The sequence below is a fragment of the Streptococcus mitis genome, from assembly GCF_002860865.1.
Taxonomy (GTDB): domain Bacteria; phylum Bacillota; class Bacilli; order Lactobacillales; family Streptococcaceae; genus Streptococcus; species Streptococcus mitis_AT.
Map to the genome: position 1 here is coordinate 235,418 of NZ_PKIE01000001.1, position 18,028 is coordinate 253,445.

At 39.8% G+C, this 18,028-nt stretch carries 16 protein-coding genes; 15 read left to right on the forward strand and 1 reads right to left on the reverse strand.

The window, feature by feature from the left end; genetic code table 11:
* Positions 1-60 precede the first annotated feature (60 nt).
* From upp to CYK18_RS01240, 15 genes are all read left to right on the forward strand, one after another.
* Positions 61-690 (forward strand): uracil phosphoribosyltransferase, encoded by a 630-nt coding sequence (gene upp / locus CYK18_RS01165; RefSeq protein ID WP_000515974.1) that lies wholly within the window; start codon positions 61-63, stop codon positions 688-690.
* 173 nt (positions 691-863) lie between these two features.
* On the forward strand, positions 864-1,454 hold the full coding sequence (clpP, locus tag CYK18_RS01170) for an ATP-dependent Clp protease proteolytic subunit ClpP (protein ID WP_000613475.1): 591 nt from the start codon (positions 864-866) through the stop codon (positions 1,452-1,454).
* A 78-nt stretch (positions 1,455-1,532) separates the two neighbouring features.
* Positions 1,533-1,820, forward strand: a complete 288-nt coding sequence (locus CYK18_RS01180) for a YlbG family protein (protein WP_000462118.1) — start codon at positions 1,533-1,535, stop codon at positions 1,818-1,820.
* Between the two features lie 67 nt (positions 1,821-1,887).
* Positions 1,888-3,048 carry an ABC transporter substrate-binding protein gene (locus CYK18_RS01185; RefSeq protein WP_000726121.1) on the forward strand — a complete coding sequence of 387 codons (1,161 nt, stop codon included), beginning with the start codon at positions 1,888-1,890 and terminating at the stop codon, positions 3,046-3,048.
* 116 nt (positions 3,049-3,164) lie between these two features.
* Entirely contained in the window at positions 3,165-4,034 is an 870-nt protein-coding gene (locus CYK18_RS01190) for a branched-chain amino acid ABC transporter permease (RefSeq protein WP_000941427.1), read from the forward strand.
* Between the two features lie 3 nt (positions 4,035-4,037).
* Positions 4,038-4,994 carry a branched-chain amino acid ABC transporter permease gene (locus tag CYK18_RS01195; RefSeq protein WP_000662290.1) on the forward strand — a complete coding sequence of 319 codons (957 nt, stop codon included), beginning with the start codon at positions 4,038-4,040 and terminating at the stop codon, positions 4,992-4,994.
* Complete coding sequence (locus CYK18_RS01200; RefSeq protein WP_001185997.1) at positions 4,994-5,758, forward strand: ABC transporter ATP-binding protein; 765 nt, start codon at positions 4,994-4,996, stop codon at positions 5,756-5,758. The genes CYK18_RS01195 and CYK18_RS01200 overlap by 1 nt, the downstream gene beginning before the upstream one ends.
* A complete protein-coding gene (locus tag CYK18_RS01205) occupies positions 5,758-6,468 on the forward strand; it encodes an ABC transporter ATP-binding protein (RefSeq protein WP_000062200.1) in 711 nt (236 codons plus the stop codon). The genes CYK18_RS01200 and CYK18_RS01205 overlap by 1 nt, the downstream gene beginning before the upstream one ends.
* A gap of 360 nt (positions 6,469-6,828) precedes the next feature.
* Positions 6,829-7,485 carry a CBS domain-containing protein gene (locus CYK18_RS01210; protein ID WP_004256822.1) on the forward strand — a complete coding sequence of 219 codons (657 nt, stop codon included), beginning with the start codon at positions 6,829-6,831 and terminating at the stop codon, positions 7,483-7,485.
* A 107-nt stretch (positions 7,486-7,592) separates the two neighbouring features.
* A protein-coding gene (gene prfB / locus CYK18_RS01215) for a peptide chain release factor 2 (RefSeq protein ID WP_101784613.1) occupies positions 7,593-8,688 on the forward strand; the annotation gives its coding sequence in 2 pieces (ribosomal slippage) (positions 7,593-7,664 and positions 7,666-8,688; 1,095 coding nt in all).
* A gap of 17 nt (positions 8,689-8,705) precedes the next feature.
* Positions 8,706-9,398 carry a cell division ATP-binding protein FtsE gene (ftsE, locus tag CYK18_RS01220; RefSeq protein ID WP_000022269.1) on the forward strand — a complete coding sequence of 231 codons (693 nt, stop codon included), beginning with the start codon at positions 8,706-8,708 and terminating at the stop codon, positions 9,396-9,398.
* Entirely contained in the window at positions 9,391-10,317 is a 927-nt protein-coding gene (ftsX, locus tag CYK18_RS01225) for a permease-like cell division protein FtsX (protein ID WP_000625545.1), read from the forward strand. The genes ftsE and ftsX overlap by 8 nt, the downstream gene beginning before the upstream one ends.
* Before the next feature lie 180 nt (positions 10,318-10,497).
* A complete protein-coding gene (locus CYK18_RS01230; protein WP_101784615.1) occupies positions 10,498-12,678 on the forward strand; it encodes a PTS transporter subunit IIBC in 2,181 nt (726 codons plus the stop codon).
* Between the two features lie 51 nt (positions 12,679-12,729).
* A complete protein-coding gene (locus CYK18_RS01235) occupies positions 12,730-13,545 on the forward strand; it encodes an endonuclease/exonuclease/phosphatase family protein (protein WP_049516557.1) in 816 nt (271 codons plus the stop codon).
* Positions 13,546-13,683: 138 nt separating this feature from the next.
* Entirely contained in the window at positions 13,684-15,027 is a 1,344-nt protein-coding gene (locus CYK18_RS01240) for a DEAD/DEAH box helicase (RefSeq protein ID WP_004238723.1), read from the forward strand.
* An 812-nt stretch (positions 15,028-15,839) separates the two neighbouring features.
* Here the strand turns inward: CYK18_RS01240 and CYK18_RS01255 are convergent.
* Entirely contained in the window at positions 15,840-17,957 is a 2,118-nt protein-coding gene (locus CYK18_RS01255) for an LTA synthase family protein (RefSeq protein ID WP_180948007.1), read from the reverse strand.
* Between the last annotated feature and the right edge of the window lie 71 nt (positions 17,958-18,028).

Sequence of the window (18,028 nt, forward strand, 5' to 3'; positions counted from 1 at the left end):
GATTTTTAAACCGTTTTTTGGTATAATAAGAAGAATAAATTGAAAGAAGGAATTCCAAAAATGGGAAAAATTGAAGTTATTAATCATCCATTGATTCAACACAAATTGTCAATCTTGCGTCGTACAGATACTTCTACAAAAGCTTTTCGTGAGCTAGTAGATGAGATTGCAATGTTGATGGGGTATGAAGTACTTCGTGATCTTCCACTAGAAGATGTGGAAATCGAAACACCAATCACAAAAACAGTTCAAAAACAATTGGCAGGTAAGAAATTGGCCATCGTTCCAATCTTGCGTGCAGGTATCGGGATGGTTGATGGACTCTTGAGCTTGGTTCCAGCTGCTAAGGTTGGCCACATCGGTATGTACCGTGATGAAGAAACGCTTCAACCAGTTGAGTACTTAGTGAAATTGCCTGAAGATATTGACCAACGTCAAATTTTTGTGGTAGACCCAATGTTGGCAACAGGTGGCTCAGCAATCTTGGCTGTTGATTCTCTTAAAAAACGTGGCGCATCAAATATCAAATTTGTCTGCCTTGTATCTGCTCCAGAAGGTGTTAAAGCCCTTCAAGAAGCTCATCCAGATGTAGAAATCTTTACAGCAGCCTTGGATGAACGTTTGAACGAACACGGATATATCGTTCCAGGTCTTGGAGATGCTGGAGACCGCTTGTTCGGTACAAAATAACATCGAAAAGAAGAATGATTTGGAAAAGTATTTCCAGTCGTGAAAGGGGGTTGAATTTTTGTTTCTGTCTGATGAAAACAGAGCAAAAATTTGACCTTTTTTGACCAAGATATTATAATAGTCTTATCTTCAGTCATTTGACCAACAAAATTAAAACTCAAAAGGAGAAATGAATGATTCCTGTAGTTATTGAACAAACAAGCCGTGGGGAACGTTCCTACGATATTTACTCACGTCTTCTCAAAGACCGCATCATTATGCTGACAGGCCCAGTTGAAGACAATATGGCTAACTCAGTTATTGCACAGTTGCTTTTCTTGGATGCCCAAGATAGTACAAAAGATATTTACCTTTATGTCAATACACCTGGTGGTTCCGTTTCAGCTGGTTTGGCAATCGTTGATACCATGAACTTTATCAAGGCAGATGTCCAAACCATTGTTATGGGAATGGCTGCATCTATGGGGACTGTCATCGCATCAAGTGGAGCAAAAGGCAAGCGTTTCATGCTTCCAAATGCAGAGTATATGATCCACCAACCGATGGGTGGTACAGGTGGTGGTACTCAACAAACTGATATGGCGATCGCTGCAGAACACTTGCTTAAAACTCGTAATACTTTGGAAAAAATCTTGGCTGAAAATTCAGGTCAGTCAATCGAAAAAGTCCATGCAGATGCAGAACGAGATAACTGGATGAGCGCCCAGGAAACACTTGAATATGGCTTTATTGATGAAATCATGGCCAACAATTCATTGAATTAATGATCAAAGAAGGCAAACTCGACTGGGTTTGCTTTTTTTGGTATAATAGGGAGAGATTTCTTAGAAAGAGGATTTATCATGTTTGAAAAAGTCAATCGATCTGGCTTGATTATCTATCTTTACTATAATCGTGATGCCAAAAAATTGCAGGATTATGGAGATATTACCTATCATTCCAAGAAACATCGTTACTTACAACTCTATGTTCCAACTCAAGAAATGGAGCAATTGGTCGGGCGCTTGGGCAAGGAAAAGTTTATAAAAAAAGTCAGGGTTTGTCATATCCAAGAGCTGGAAACACCCTTTGTGGGCAATCTTCATCGAGAGGAAAACGTTATCATCGAAAAAGTTCAAGAAAAGTGTTGACAATTTTCTGATAATTCGGTATATTCTTAACATGCTATTTATTTAAGAAATAAGGAGACAAAAAAAGATGAAGAAAAAATTTGCCCTATCGTTTGTGGCGCTTGCAAGTGTAGCACTTCTTGCAGCCTGTGGAGAAGTGAAGTCTGGAGCGTCAAACGCTGCTGGTAACTCAGTAGAGGAAAAGACAATCAAAATTGGATTTAACTTCGAAGAAACTGGTGCCGTAGCTGCCTACGGAACATCTGAACAAAAAGGTGCCCAACTTGCCGTTGATGAAATCAATGCAGCAGGTGGTATCGACGGAAAACAAATCGAAGTAGTTGATAAAGATAATAAATCTGAAACTGCTGAGGCGGCTTCAGTAACAACTAACCTAGTAACCCAATCTAAGGTATCAGCAATCGTAGGACCTGCGACATCTGGTGCAACTGCAGCTGCTGTAGCTAACGCTACAAAAGCAGGTGTTCCATTGATTTCGCCAAGTGCGACTCAAGATGGATTGACTAAAGGTCAAGATTACCTCTTTATCGGAACATTCCAAGATAGCTTCCAAGGAAAAATTATCTCAAACTATGTTACTGAAAAATTAAACGCTAAGAAAGTTGTTCTTTACACTGACAATGCCAGCGACTATGCTAAAGGTATTGCTAAAGCCTTCCGTGAAGCTTACAAGGGTGAAATCGTTGCAGATGAAACTTTCGTAGCAGGTGACACAGACTTTCAAGCAGCCCTTACAAAAATGAAAGGGAAAGACTTTGATGCTATCATCGTCCCTGGTTACTACACTGAAGCTGGTAAAATTGTAAACCAAGCGCGTGGTATGGGAATTGATAAACCAATCGTTGGTGGTGATGGATTCAACGGTGAAGAGTTTGTACAACAAGCAACTGCTGAAAAAGCATCAAACATCTACTTTATCTCAGGCTTCTCAACTACTGTAGAAGTTTCAGCTAAAGCAAAAGCTTTCCTTGATGCTTACCGTGCTAAGTACAACGAAGAGCCTTCAACATTTGCAGCCTTGGCTTATGACTCAGTTCACCTTGTAGCAAACGCAGCAAAAGGTGCTAAAAACTCAGGTGAAATCAAGGATAACCTTGCTAAAACAAAAGATTTTGAAGGTGTAACTGGTCAAACAAGCTTCGATGCAGACCACAACACAGTCAAAACTGCTTACATGATGACCATGAACAATGGTAAGGTTGAAGCAGCAGAAGTTGTAAAACCATAATAGAAAAATGTTGAAATAGGGAATGAGCCTTTGACTCACTCCCTGTTTCGATGTTTAAGAACCTATCAAAAAGTGAGGGGAAACCCTCAAAATTATAAATAGAAAGAGTGAATCTTATGCTCCAACAACTAGTAAATGGTTTGATTCTAGGTAGTGTTTATGCGCTGTTAGCACTAGGATATACCATGGTTTACGGAATTATCAAGCTCATCAACTTCGCCCACGGTGATATTTATATGATGGGAGCCTTTATCGGTTATTTCTTGATTAATTCTTTCCAAATGAATTTCTTTGTAGCGCTTATTGTAGCTATGCTAGCGACGGCCATTCTTGGTGTCGTGATTGAGTTCCTTGCTTACCGACCTTTGCGTCACTCTACTCGTATTGCTGTTTTGATTACAGCTATCGGGGTTTCCTTCCTATTGGAGTATGGCATGGTCTATCTGGTTGGTGCCAATACCCGTGCCTTCCCTCAAGCGATTCAAACAGTTCGCTATGATTTGGGACCAGTTAGCCTAACAAACGTGCAGTTAATGATTTTGGCCATCTCCTTGATTTTGATGATTTTATTACAAGTCATTGTTCAAAAGACCAAGATGGGGAAAGCCATGCGTGCAGTATCCGTAGATAGCGATGCGGCGCAATTGATGGGGATCAATGTAAACCGTACTATCAGCTTTACCTTTGCTTTGGGTTCAGCTCTTGCGGGTGCGGCTGGTGTTTTGATTGCCCTTTATTATAACTCTCTTGAGCCTTTGATGGGGGTTACTCCAGGTCTTAAGTCTTTCGTTGCCGCAGTACTTGGTGGTATCGGGATTATTCCTGGTGCGGCTCTTGGTGGCTTTGTGATTGGTCTATTGGAAACCTTTGCGACAGCCTTTGGGATGTCAGACTTCCGTGATGCCATTGTTTATGGAATTTTGTTGTTGATCTTGATTGTCCGCCCAGCTGGTATCCTTGGTAAAAATGTGAAAGAGAAGGTGTAAACGATGAAGGAAAATTTAAAAGTTAATATTCTATGGTTACTCCTTTTGTTAGCTGGCTATGGCTTGATTAGTGTACTGGTTTCAGTCGGAGTACTCAACCTATTCTATGTTCAGATTTTGCAACAAATCGGAATTAATATTATTCTGGCTGTTGGTCTCAACTTAATCGTTGGTTTTTCAGGCCAATTTTCACTTGGTCATGCTGGTTTCATGGCGATTGGTGCCTATGCAGCAGCTATTATTGGTTCTAAATCACCAACCTACGGTGCCTTCTTTGGAGCTATGCTTGTAGGGGCTTTGCTTTCAGGAGCAGTTGCCTTGCTTGTCGGAATTCCAACCTTGCGCTTGAAGGGGGACTATCTTGCGGTAGCGACTCTAGGTGTTTCTGAAATTATCCGTATCTTTATCATCAATGGCGGAAGCCTTACAAATGGTGCGGCAGGTATCTTGGGAATTCCTAACTTTACAACTTGGCAAATGGTTTACTTCTTTGTCGTGATTACAACTATTGCAACCTTGAACTTCTTGCGTAGTCCAATTGGTCGTTCAACTCTCTCTGTTCGTGAGGATGAAATCGCTGCTGAGTCAGTTGGGGTTAATACGACTAAGATTAAAATCATCGCCTTCGTCTTTGGTGCTATTACTGCAAGTATTGCAGGGTCACTTCAGGCAGGATTTATCGGTTCAGTTGTACCGAAAGATTACACTTTCATCAACTCAATCAACGTTTTGATCATTGTTGTCTTTGGTGGACTTGGTTCCATTACAGGTGCTATTGTTTCAGCTATTGTTCTTGGAATTTTGAATATGCTTCTCCAAGATGTTGCTAGTGTGCGTATGATTATTTATGCTTTGGCCTTGGTATTGGTAATGATTTTCAGACCAGGTGGACTACTTGGGACATGGGAATTGAGCCTATCACGTTTCTTTAAAAAATCTAAGAAGGAGGAACAAAACTAATGGCATTACTTGAAGTAAAACAGTTAACCAAACATTTTGGCGGTCTAACAGCTGTTGGAGATGTGACTCTTGAATTGAACGAAGGGGAATTGGTTGGACTAATCGGTCCAAATGGAGCTGGGAAAACCACTCTTTTCAACCTTTTGACCGGTGTTTATGAACCAAGCGAGGGAACAGTAACCCTAGATGGTCACCTTTTGAATGGAAAGTCACCTTATAAGATTGCTTCTTTGGGACTTGGACGTACTTTCCAAAATATTCGACTCTTTAAAGATTTAACAGTTTTGGACAATGTTTTGATTGCTTTTGGCAACCATCACAAACAACATGTTTTTGCTAGTTTCTTACGCTTACCAGCTTTTTACAAGAGTGAAAAAGAATTAAAGGCTAAGGCTTTGGAATTGTTGAAAATCTTTGATTTAGATGGTGATGCAGAAACTCTTGCTAAAAATCTTGCCTACGGACAACAACGTCGTTTGGAAATTGTTCGTGCTCTCGCTACGGAACCTAAAATTCTCTTTTTAGATGAACCAGCAGCAGGTATGAACCCACAGGAAACAGCCGAATTGACTGAGTTAATTCGTCGTATCAAAGATGAATTTAAGATTACGATCATGCTGATTGAACACGATATGAATCTGGTCATGGAAGTGACAGAACGTATCTACGTACTTGAATATGGTCGTTTGATTGCTCAGGGAACTCCAGACGAAATTAAGACCAATAAACGCGTTATCGAAGCTTATCTAGGAGGTGAAGCCTAATGTCTATGTTAAAAGTTGATAATCTTTCTGTGCATTACGGTATGATCCAAGCAGTCCGTGATGTAAGCTTTGAAGTAAATGAAGGAGAGGTTGTTTCCCTTATCGGTGCCAATGGTGCAGGTAAGACAACCATTCTCCGTACCTTGTCTGGTTTGGTTAGACCGAGTTCAGGAAAGATTGAATTTTTAGGTCAAGAAATCCAAAAAATGCCAGCTCAAAAAATCGTGGCAGGTGGTCTTTCACAAGTTCCAGAAGGACGCCACGTCTTTCCTGGCTTAACTGTTATGGAAAATCTTGAAATGGGAGCTTTCTTAAAGAAAAATCGTGAAGAAAATCAAGCCAACTTGAAGAAAGTTTTCTCACGCTTTCCTCGTCTTGAAGAACGGAAGAACCAAGATGCAGCTACTCTTTCAGGGGGAGAACAGCAAATGCTTGCCATGGGACGCGCCCTCATGTCAACACCAAAACTTCTTCTTTTAGATGAACCATCAATGGGACTTGCCCCAATCTTTATCCAAGAGATTTTTGATATCATTCAAGACATCCAGAAACAAGGAACAACCGTCCTCTTGATTGAACAAAATGCCAATAAAGCACTCGCAATCTCTGACCGAGGCTATGTATTGGAAACAGGGAAAATCGTTCTATCAGGAACAGGAAAAGAACTCGCTTCATCAGAAGAAGTCAGAAAAGCATATCTAGGTGGCTAAAAAGGTCCGGGGGACCTTTTTAGTCGGCGGATGAAGATTGCGAAGCAATTATCAAATCCACTGGATTGTTTTAGTCGGTGGATGAGGATTACGAAGTAATCATCATTATAGTCCGGGGGACCTTTTTAGTCGGTGAATAGAGATTGCGAAGCAATTCTCATCTGCACTGGAAGGTTAGCTTCTGATAATTGAAATAAAATCGAATGAAGCGTATCTACCCTTCATTCACAGGGCTCGATTTCAGAGCTCTTTTTGCTAGCTTATTCATACTTTTCTGAATTTTGAAAAAGAAATGTAAGCGTTTGATAGATTTACAAAAAGATTGTATAATAGGGATAAGAATAGAAAAGGAGAAGTCTCATGGCAGTTAAAGATTTTATGACCCGCAAGGTAGTTTATATTAGTCCAGATACAACAGTATCTCATGCAGCAGATTTGATGAGAGAGCAAGGGTTGCACCGCTTGCCTGTTATCGAAAATGATCAATTGGTTGGTTTGGTAACTGAGGGAACCATTGCCCAAGCTAGTCCATCCAAAGCAACAAGTCTTTCTATCTATGAGATGAATTATCTTCTAAATAAGACAAAAGTAAAAGATGTGATGATTCGTGATGTTGTCACTGTTTCAGGCTATGCGAGTCTAGAGGATGCAACTTATCTGATGTTGAAAAACAAGATTGGTATTCTTCCTGTCGTAGATAACCATCAAGTCTATGGGGTTATTACGGACCGTGACGTTTTCCAAGCCTTTCTTGAAATCGCAGGTTATGGCGAAGAAGGGATTCGTGTACGCTTTGTTACGGAAAATGAAGTTGGTGTACTCGGAAAGATTGTTTCTTTGATTGTAGAAGAAAATTTGAATATCTCTCATACAGTCAATATTCCGCGTAAGGATGGTAAGGTCATTATCGAAGTTCAAATCGATGGATCAATTGATTTACCAGCCTTGAAAGAAAAATTTGAATCAGAGAATATTCAAGTAGAAGAGATTACTCGTACTTCAGCAAAAGTCTTGTAAAAAGGGAAGCCGAAAGGCTTCTTTTTTCATGAAAAGAGGAGTAGAGCAAAAGATGGAAAGAAATGATAAAATATGCTATAATGAAATAATGTAAAAAAGGAGTATTTATGGACATTTCAGTAATTCGTCAGAAAATTGACGCAAATCGTGAAAAATTAGCTTCTTTCAGGGGGTCTCTTTGACCTCGAAGGTTTAGAGGAAGAGATTGCTATCTTGGAAAACAAGATGACAGAACCTGATTTTTGGAACGATAATATCGCGGCCCAAAAAACGTCGCAAGAATTAAATGAATTAAAAAACACTTACAATACTTTCCATAAGATGGAAGAGTTGCAGGATGAAGTTGAAATTTTATTAGACTTTTTAGCTGAAGATGAGTCGGTACATGAAGAATTGGTTGAACAGTTGTCAGAACTTGATAAGATGATGACCAGTTACGAGATGACCTTGCTCTTGTCAGAACCTTATGACCATAATAATGCCATCTTGGAAATCCATCCAGGATCCGGTGGTACTGAGGCTCAGGACTGGGGTGATATGTTGCTTCGTATGTACACTCGCTATGGAAATGCTAAAGGCTTTAAAGTGGAAGTATTGGATTACCAAGCAGGAGATGAAGCTGGTATCAAGTCAGTAACCTTATCATTTGAAGGACCTAATGCCTATGGTCTTCTCAAGTCAGAAATGGGGGTACACCGTTTGGTGCGAATTTCACCATTTGACTCTGCTAAACGTCGCCATACCTCTTTCACATCTGTAGAAGTGATGCCAGAGTTGGATGATACCATTGAAGTGGAAATCCGTGAAGATGATATCAAGATGGACACCTTCCGTTCAGGTGGTGCTGGTGGACAAAACGTCAATAAGGTTTCAACAGGTGTACGTTTAACACACATTCCAACTGGGACTGTTGTCCAGTCAACGGTCGATCGTACCCAGTATGGAAATAGAGATCGTGCCATGAAGATGTTGCAGGCTAAGCTCTATCAAATGGAGCAAGAAAAGAAAGCAGCGGAAGTTGATTCCCTCAAGGGTGAGAAAAAGGAAATCACATGGGGAAGCCAAATCCGTTCATATGTTTTTACGCCATATACTATGGTAAAAGATCACCGAACTAGCTTTGAAGTTGCACAAGTAGATAAGGTTATGGATGGAGACCTAGATGGTTTTATTGATGCCTATCTCAAGTGGAGAATCAGCTAAGATAGAAAGGAACTCACATGTCAATTATTGAAATGAGAGATGTCGTCAAAAAATACGACAACGGAACGACTGCCCTACGTGGTGTTTCGGTAAGCGTTCAACCAGGGGAATTTGTTTACATCGTAGGACCTTCAGGAGCTGGGAAATCAACCTTTATTCGTTCTTTGTATCGCGAAGTAAAAATCGAAAAAGGAAGCTTATCTGTTGCTGGTTTTAATCTGGTTAAAATTAAAAAGAAAGATGTTCCTCTCCTACGTCGTAGTGTTGGGGTTGTCTTCCAAGATTATAAACTGTTACCAAAGAAAACCGTTTATGAAAATATTGCTTATGCAATGGAGGTAATTGGAGAAAGTCGCCGTAATATCAAAAAACGTGTTATGGAAGTCTTAGACTTGGTTGGATTGAAGCATAAGGTTCGTTCTTTCCCAAATGAACTTTCAGGGGGAGAACAGCAACGGATTGCAATTGCACGTGCCATTGTAAACAATCCAAAAGTATTGATTGCGGACGAACCAACAGGAAACTTGGACCCAGATAATTCATGGGAAATTATGAACTTGCTGGAACGCATCAATCTCCAAGGTACAACTGTCTTGATGGCTACCCACAACAGTCAGATTGTAAATACCTTGCGCCACCGTGTCATTGCCATTGAAAATGGCCGTGTCGTTCGTGACGAAGCTAAAGGAGAATATGGATACGATGATTAGTAGATTTTTTCGTCATTTATTTGAATCGTTAAAAAGTTTGAAACGAAATGGCTGGATGACAGTAGCTGCTGTTAGTTCAGTTATGATTACTTTGACCTTGGTTGCAATATTTGCATCTGTTATCTTTAATACGGCTAAACTAGCTACAGATATCGAAAATAATGTCCGAGTAATGGTATACATTCGTAAGGACGTAGCTGATAATAGTGAGACCATTGAAAAAGAAGGTCAAACTGTTACAAATAACGACTACCATAAGGTATATGATGCTTTGAAAGGTATGTCAACCGTTAAAAGTGTTACGTTTTCAAGTAAAGAAGAACAATATGAAAAGTTGACAGAAACAATGGGGGACAACTGGAAAATCTTTGAAGGCGATGCCAATCCTCTCTATGATGCATATATCGTTGATACAAATACACCAAGTGATGTAAAGACAGTAGCAGAAGAGGCTAAAAAAATCGAAGGTGTATCAGAAGTTCAAGATGGTGGTGCTAATACAGAACGCTTGTTTAAGTTAGCCTCATTTATTCGTGTTTGGGGACTAGTTATCGCTGGATTATTGATTTTCATTGCGGTGTTCTTGATTTCTAATACTATACGTATCACCATTATTTCACGAAGCCGTGAAATTCAAATCATGCGTTTAGTAGGTGCTAAGAATGGCTATATCCGCGGACCTTTCTTGCTTGAAGGTGCCTTCATTGGTTTGCTTGGAGCAACACTTCCATCAGTTCTGGTATTTATTGTCTATAAAATGGTTTACCAATCTGTTAATAAGTCATTGGTTGGTCAGAACCTTTCAATGATATCACCAGAAGTATTCAGTCCACTGATGATTGCCTTATTATTTGTGATTGGAATTTTTATCGGTTCAATCGGATCAGGAATTTCAATGCGCCGATTCCTGAAAATCTAAAATAGAAGTATATTTGAGGAGATTTTAATATCTCCTTTTTTACTACAAAAATTTTAGAAAAAAGTCTACTTTTTTTTTATAAAAGCCTTTACAAAAAAAATTAAAGTGGTATAATTGAATTATAGAAAGTGCAAACGTTTTCGTAAAACGTTTGCCTAAATAAAAATAAAGGAGATTTGAATGATGAAAGATACATTCAAAAATGTCTTGTCTTTCGAGTTTTGGCAAAAATTCGGTAAGGCTTTGATGGTGGTTATCGCGGTTATGCCGGCTGCTGGTTTGATGATTTCAATCGGTAAGTCTATCGTAATGATTAACCCAACTTTTGCACCACTTGTAGTTACAGGTGGAATTCTTGAGCAAATTGGTTGGGGGGTTATCGGTAACCTTCACATTTTGTTTGCCCTAGCAATTGGAGGAAGCTGGGCTAAAGAACGTGCTGGTGGTGCTTTCGCCGCTGGTCTTGCCTTCATCTTGATTAACCGTATCACTGGTACAATCTTTGGTGTATCAGGAGATATGTTGAAAAATCCAGATGCTATGGTCACAACTCTCTTTGGTGGTTCAATCAAAGTTGCTGATTACTTCATTAGTGTTCTTGAAGCTCCAGCATTGAACATGGGTGTGTTTGTAGGGATTATCTCAGGTTTTGTAGGGGCAACTGCTTACAATAAATACTACAACTTCCGTAAACTTCCTGATGCACTTTCATTCTTCAACGGGAAACGTTTCGTACCATTTGTAGTTATTCTTCGTTCAGCAATCGCTGCAATTCTACTTGCTGCCTTCTGGCCAGTAGTTCAAACAGGTATCAATAGCTTTGGTATCTGGATTGCCAACTCACAAGAAACTGCTCCAATCCTTGCACCATTCTTGTATGGTACTTTGGAACGTTTGCTCTTGCCATTTGGTCTTCACCATATGTTGACTATCCCAATGAACTACACAGCTCTTGGTGGTACTTATGACATTTTAACTGGTGCAGCTAAAGGTAGTCAAGTATTTGGTCAAGACCCACTATGGCTTGCATGGGTAACAGACCTTGTTAACCTTAAAGGTACAGATGCAAGTCACTACCAACAATTGTTAGATACTGTTCACCCAGCTCGTTTCAAAGTTGGACAAATGATCGGTTCATTCGGTATCTTGATGGGTATGATCGTTGCTATCTACCGTAATGTCGATGCTGATAAGAAACATCAATATAAAGGTATGATGATTGCGACAGCTCTTGCAACATTCTTGACAGGGGTTACTGAACCAATCGAATACATGTTCATGTTCGTCGCAACACCTATGTATCTTGTTTACTCACTTGTTCAAGGTGCTGCCTTCGCTATGGCTGACGTAGTAAACCTACGTGTCCACTCATTCGGTTCAATTGAATTCTTGACTCGTACACCACTAGCAATTAATGCTGGTATTGGTATGGATATCGTTAACTTTATCTGGGTAACTGTTCTCTTTGCCGTAATCATGTACTTTATCGCAAACTTCATGATTCAAAAATTCAACTACGCCACTCCAGGACGTAACGGAAATTACGAAACTGCTGAAGGTTCAGAAGAAGCTAGTAGCGAAGTGAAAGTTGCAGCAGGCTCTCAAGCTGTAAACATTATTAACCTTCTTGGTGGACGTGCAAACATCGTTGATGTTGATGCATGTATGACTCGTCTTCGTGTAACTGTAAAAGATGCTGACAAAGTCGGTGATGCAGAACAATGGAAAGCAGAAGGAGCTATGGGTCTTGTCATGAAAGGACAAGGAGTTCAAGCTATCTACGGTCCAAAAGCAGACGTATTGAAATCTGATATCCAAGATATCCTTGATTCAGGTGAAATCATTCCTGAAACTCTTCCAAGCCAAATGACTGAAGCACAACAAAACACTGTTCACTTCAAAGGTCTTACTGAGGAAGTTTACTCAGTAGCAGACGGTCAAGTTGTTGCTTTGGAACAAGTAAAAGATCCAGTATTTGCTCAAAAAATGATGGGTGATGGATTTGCAGTAGAACCTGCAAATGGAAACATTGTATCTCCAGTTTCAGGTACTGTATCAAGCATCTTCCCAACAAAACATGCTCTTGGTATTGTGACTGAAGCAGGTCTTGAAGTATTGGTTCACATTGGTTTGGACACAGTAAGTCTTGAAGGTAAACCATTTACAGTTCATGTTGCTGAAGGACAAAAAGTTGCAGCAGGAGATCTTCTTGTCACAGCTGACTTGGATGCTATCCGTGCAGCAGGACGTGAAACTTCAACAGTAGTTGTCTTCACAAATGGTGATGCAATTAAATCAGTTAAATTAGAAAAAACAGGTTCTCTTGCAGCTAAAACAGCAGTTGCTAAAGTAGAATTGTAATATACTTGAGGTTGGAAGCTGTATTCCAACCTCTTATTTTGGGAGAAAAGAATGAAATTTTTAACACTCAATACTCACAGTTGGATGGAGAAAGAAGCAGAGGAAAAATTCCAGATTTTGCTTGAGGATATTCTTGAAAAAGACTATGATTTGATTTGTTTCCAAGAAATCAATCAGGAGATCACTTCGCCAGTGGTGGAGGTTAATGACCTTTATCAAGCTTTGCCAGCAGCTGAGCCTATTCACCAAGACCATTATGTTAGACTTTTGGTTGAAAAGTTGTCAGAGCAAGGGAAAGATTACTACTGGACTTGGGCCTATAACCATATTGGTTATGACCGCTACCATGAAGGTGTGGCTATCTTGTCTAAAACACCTATTGAAGCAAGAGAAATTTTGGTTTCAGATGTGGATGATCCAACAGACTATCATACTCGCCGTGTCGCCCTGGCTGAAACTGTAGTTGATGGCAAGGACCTTGCAGTTGCCAGTGTCCACCTTTCTTGGTGGGATAAAGGTTTCCAAGAAGAATGGGCACGATTTGAAGCTGTCTTGAAAGAATTGAACAAGCCGCTTTTGCTAGCTGGAGATTTCAACAATCCAGCTGGTCAGGAAGGTTACCAAGCTATTTTAGCTAGTCCATTAGGCTTACAAGACGCATTTGAAGTTGCTCAAGATAAAAGTGGTAGCTATACTGTTCCACCAGAAATTGATGGATGGAAGGGGAACACTGAACCCCTTCGAATCGACTATGTTTTTACTACCAAGGAGTTAGCGGTGGAAAATTTACATGTCGTATTTGATGGTAACAAGAGTCCACAAGTGAGTGATCACTATGGCTTGAATGCTATTTTAAACTGGAAATAATGACTGAAAAGAGGTTGGGATTCACAAATTCCAGCCTTTTTTACTAGAGAAGCTACTAGAAATAGCCTAAATAAGTGAGACTACTGAAATGGAATAAAATATGGTATAATTGATAGGATAGATAGAATCGAGGATATTATGTCATTTACGAAATTTCAATTTAAAAAATATATTAGTGAAGCCTTGGAGGAGTTGAAATTTACAACTCCAACAGAGGTGCAAGACAAGTTGATTCCTATTGTTTTGACAGGTCGTGACCTAGTCGGTGAATCAAAAACAGGTTCGGGTAAGACTCACACTTTCCTATTGCCGATTTTCCAGCAATTAGATGAAGCCGACGATAGTGTTCAAGCAGTCATTACTGCACCGAGCCGTGAATTAGCTACTCAAATTTACCAAGCAGCCCGTCAGATTGCAGCCCACTCAGATGTCGAAGTTCGTGTGGTTAATTATGTGGGTGGTACGGATAAGGCTCGCCAGATTGACAAATTGGCAAGTAACCAGCCTCATATTGTTATCGGAACGCCTGGCCGTATTTATGACTTAGTTAAGTCTGGTGACCTAGCTATTCACAAGGCTAAGACCTTTGTGGTCGATGAGGCAGATATGACCTTGGATATGGGATTCTTGGAAACTGTTGATAAGATTGCTGGAAGCCTTCCAAAAGACTTGCAATTCATGGTCTTCTCAGCGACTATCCCACAAAAACTGCAACCATTCTTGAAAAAATACTTGTCAAATCCTGTTATGGAGAAAATCAAGACCAAAACGGTCATTTCTGATACCATTGATAATTGGTTGATTTCTACAAAGGGACGTGACAAGAATGCTCAAATTTACCAGTTAACTCAGTTGATGCAACCGTATTTGGCAATGATTTTTGTTAACACTAAAATGCGTGCTGATGAATTGCATTCATATCTGACTGCTCAAGGCTTGAAGGTAGCGAAGATTCATGGAGATATTGCCCCTCGTGAACGCAAGCGTATCATGAACCAGGTGAAAAATCTGGATTTTGAGTACATTGTCGCAACAGACTTGGCAGCGCGTGGGATTGACATTGAAGGTGTCAGCCATGTCATCAATGATGCCATTCCGCAAGATTTATCTTTCTTTGTTCACCGTGTTGGTCGTACTGGACGAAATGGCCTACCAGGTACAGCTATTACCCTTTATCAGCCAAGTGATGACTCGGATATCCGTGAGTTGGAGAAATTGGGAATCAAGTTTACTCCTAAAATGGTCAAAGACGGGGAATTTCAAGATACTTATGACCGTGATCGTCGTGCCAACCGTGAGAAAAAACAAGATAAACTTGATATCGAAATGATTGGTTTGGTTAAAAAGAAAAAGAAAAAAGTCAAACCAGGTTATAAGAAGAAAATTCAATGGGCGGTTGATGAAAAACGCCGCAAGACCAAGCGCGCTGAAAATCGCGCACGTGGTCGTGCAGAGCGTAAAGCAAAACGCCAAACATTTTAATAGAAAAAGTTGGAGTACTGAGCTCCAACTTTTTTAATTATGTGATTTGCAGTCCGTCTCGCTCAGTTAGGTGCGAGACAAAAAAACTCCAAACGCGATACAATGAAGGTGTTCAAGCCAATTGTAAAGCGAAAGGAGAAAAATATGGCACAAAAGGCTCATAGTTTATCGTACACAAAGTAGAACTGTTGTGTTCACACCTAAGTATAGACGAAAAGTCATCTAAAATTAATATCGAAGTAAGAATCACAAAAAATTTTAAAAAATGGCAATATTTGTTAACAAGGATTTCGTAGTTTGTTATAATGTGGTTGTAAATGATTAAGATTGGTAATCAAAAAATAAAGAGGGGACTGTCATGAATAAGAAATATAACAAGTTTCTATTTTTGTTGTTTATAGTTTATTTATTTGGATATTTTTCAATTTCAAAAACGTTAATTCCTATAATGTGTCTTTTTCAAGTATTTTTGATAGAAAATATATTTAGAGTTCGAAATAGGATTATGCAAATAGGTGAAATTATAATTATTGTTGCTTCTATGATATTATTTATTGATAGTATATTGAGTTTGTAACAAAAGGATTCTCTATAAAATCAAATTTTCCAGATACCTGCTTAAGGTGATTTATCTTCTCTCTATGCCTTCTCATCTTTATTCTACTATCTACACCACTAAACTTGACAGTCATATATTGCAGGTACAACCTCTCTACCTATAATATCACAGTTAATCTGAGGCTAGTTTCTTAGTTTGCTCTTTGATTTTCATTGATAAAAAGAAATGCTCCTCCAAGACGGAAGAGCATCTTTTATTGTGATTTTGATTTGGTTTCTGCCGACTCTGGATGGAGTTCTTGGTAACTTGGTGCCTTGAAAAGGTCAGCACTGGTTTTACCTTGTCGTTGGCTAAAGAGACTGGTTGATTGACTACCTTTTTCCTGCTCAATCTTTTGAAGAATTGGTAAAGAATTGAGATAAGAAATACTTTCTGTATCAACTTTTCCAAGATGATCTGCTTGGTAGAAACGGATCAAATCGCCAGTTTGAATCTGGTCGCTGATTTTTAGCTGTTGACTAGCTGCTTGACGAACAATTTCTAGTTCAGTCTGAGCTTGTTCATCAAGATTGCTGATTTCAAGACCGCTCTCAGTATAGTAGGTTCGACCGTCGTAGCTGGTATATTTGGGTGTGACGAAGGAATTGGCAGTCCGAAAGGCAACGATTTCTTGATGATCTGGAGACAGAAGGTCTTGGCCGACTTGAAGGAAGGAATTGGACTCAATACCAAGGAGGTGTTCGAGAGTTGGTAAGATATCGATTTGTCCACCGTAGGTATTGATGATTTGCCCTTTTTCATAACCAGGCATGACCACCATAAAAGGCACTCGTTGCAACATGGCATTGTCGTAATTCGACCAGTTCTCAGAAGTCTTGCCAATCAAGGGAGCCAGGTCAGGATTGCGGGAGTTAGAAATTCCATAATGGTCTCCGTAGATGACGATGATGGATTTTTCATAGAGGCCACTTTCTTTGAGATAGTCAAAGAAGGCCTTGATAGCACTATCCAGATAGTTAGCTGTTTGGAAGTAGCCGTTGATTGTTTCATCTTTGGTTTTAGCCAGTGGGAAACCAAGCTCATCGCCTGTCAGATTGCTAGCATAGGGATAGTGATTGGACACCGTGATATACTTAGTATAAAAAGGCTGCTGCAAGTGCTCTAAATATTGGATAGAATCTTTCATCATGATTTTATCATTTAAACCATATTGGAAAGAATTGCTACTGTCTTGCTTGGTGAAGTAGGAAGCATCAAAGAAGTATTGGTAGCCCCATTGCTTGTAGGTTGTATTTCGGTTCCAGAAGGTCCCGATATTACCGTGAAAGACGGCACTCGATTGATAGCCGTTTTTTGATAGGATAAAAGGAGCTGCCTGCTGGGTATTGGTACCTCCATAATTGACCATAAAGGAACCTTGGTCAAGTCCAAACAAACCGGTTTCTAGCATGGTTTCTGCATCTGAGGTTTTACCAGCCTTGACTTGGTTAAAGATATTCGAAAAGGCTAGGGTAGATTGCGAATGGTAGAGGGAATTAAGGAAGGGAGTGACTTCATGATCAGTTCCATCTAGGTTGAGTTTATAGTCAAGCAGGAACTGTTGGAAACTCTCCAAGTGGAGATAAATCACATTTTTCCCTTTGGCCAGGCCAAAATAGTCTGGATTGGGCTTAGCCGAATGTTCTTGAATATAATCTGTAATAGGTTGAAGGTCAGTCTCAGAGGCCTTAGCCCGTTCTTTATTAGCGCTATAGGATTGGTTGGCACTATAGCCTAAAAAGGCTGGCAAACTAAGGGCACGAACAATATAATAATTAGAAAATCCTCGCGACAGGAGATCGGGACGCTCAATCTCTGCCAAGAAAAGATTAGCAGAAAAGAGCAGGGCTGAGAGAGCAGTGATAGCAACACTGGAGCGGAATTTGAAGGGTCTCCTATTCAGCTGGATGAATTTTTTATAGAAAAGGAAAGCCAGCAGTGGGAAATCCATAAAATAGATGAAATCCCAGGGACGCAGTAACTCTAGTTCCGCAGTGCCGACAGACACCTTGCTGACCACCTTCATGGTATTGGCTGTGATAAAGTCGCTAAATTCTCGATAGTAAAAGACGTTAGAATAAAGCCAAATGAATAAAAGGCTATAAATAGCTATACTCAGGCCATAAAAAATCTTGGTTGACCGAGCATAGAGGGCTAGAGCCAGCAGGAGTAGTCCTAGAGGAAGGGGGTTGAAAAAGGCGATAAAGGCAAGGTAATTTCCCTGCAACTTGCCCACTTGAATATCTAAATTAAAGTCAACGGCATAGGCTAATAAGGTTTTGAGCCAATAGAGGATTAAAAGGGTTAGGACAAAACCCAGTCTGGTACCCATGGCTTTTTGGATTTTGTTAAAATTGCTTTTCACACATTTACTTCCTAGTTTTTTATTAGTATTAGTATACC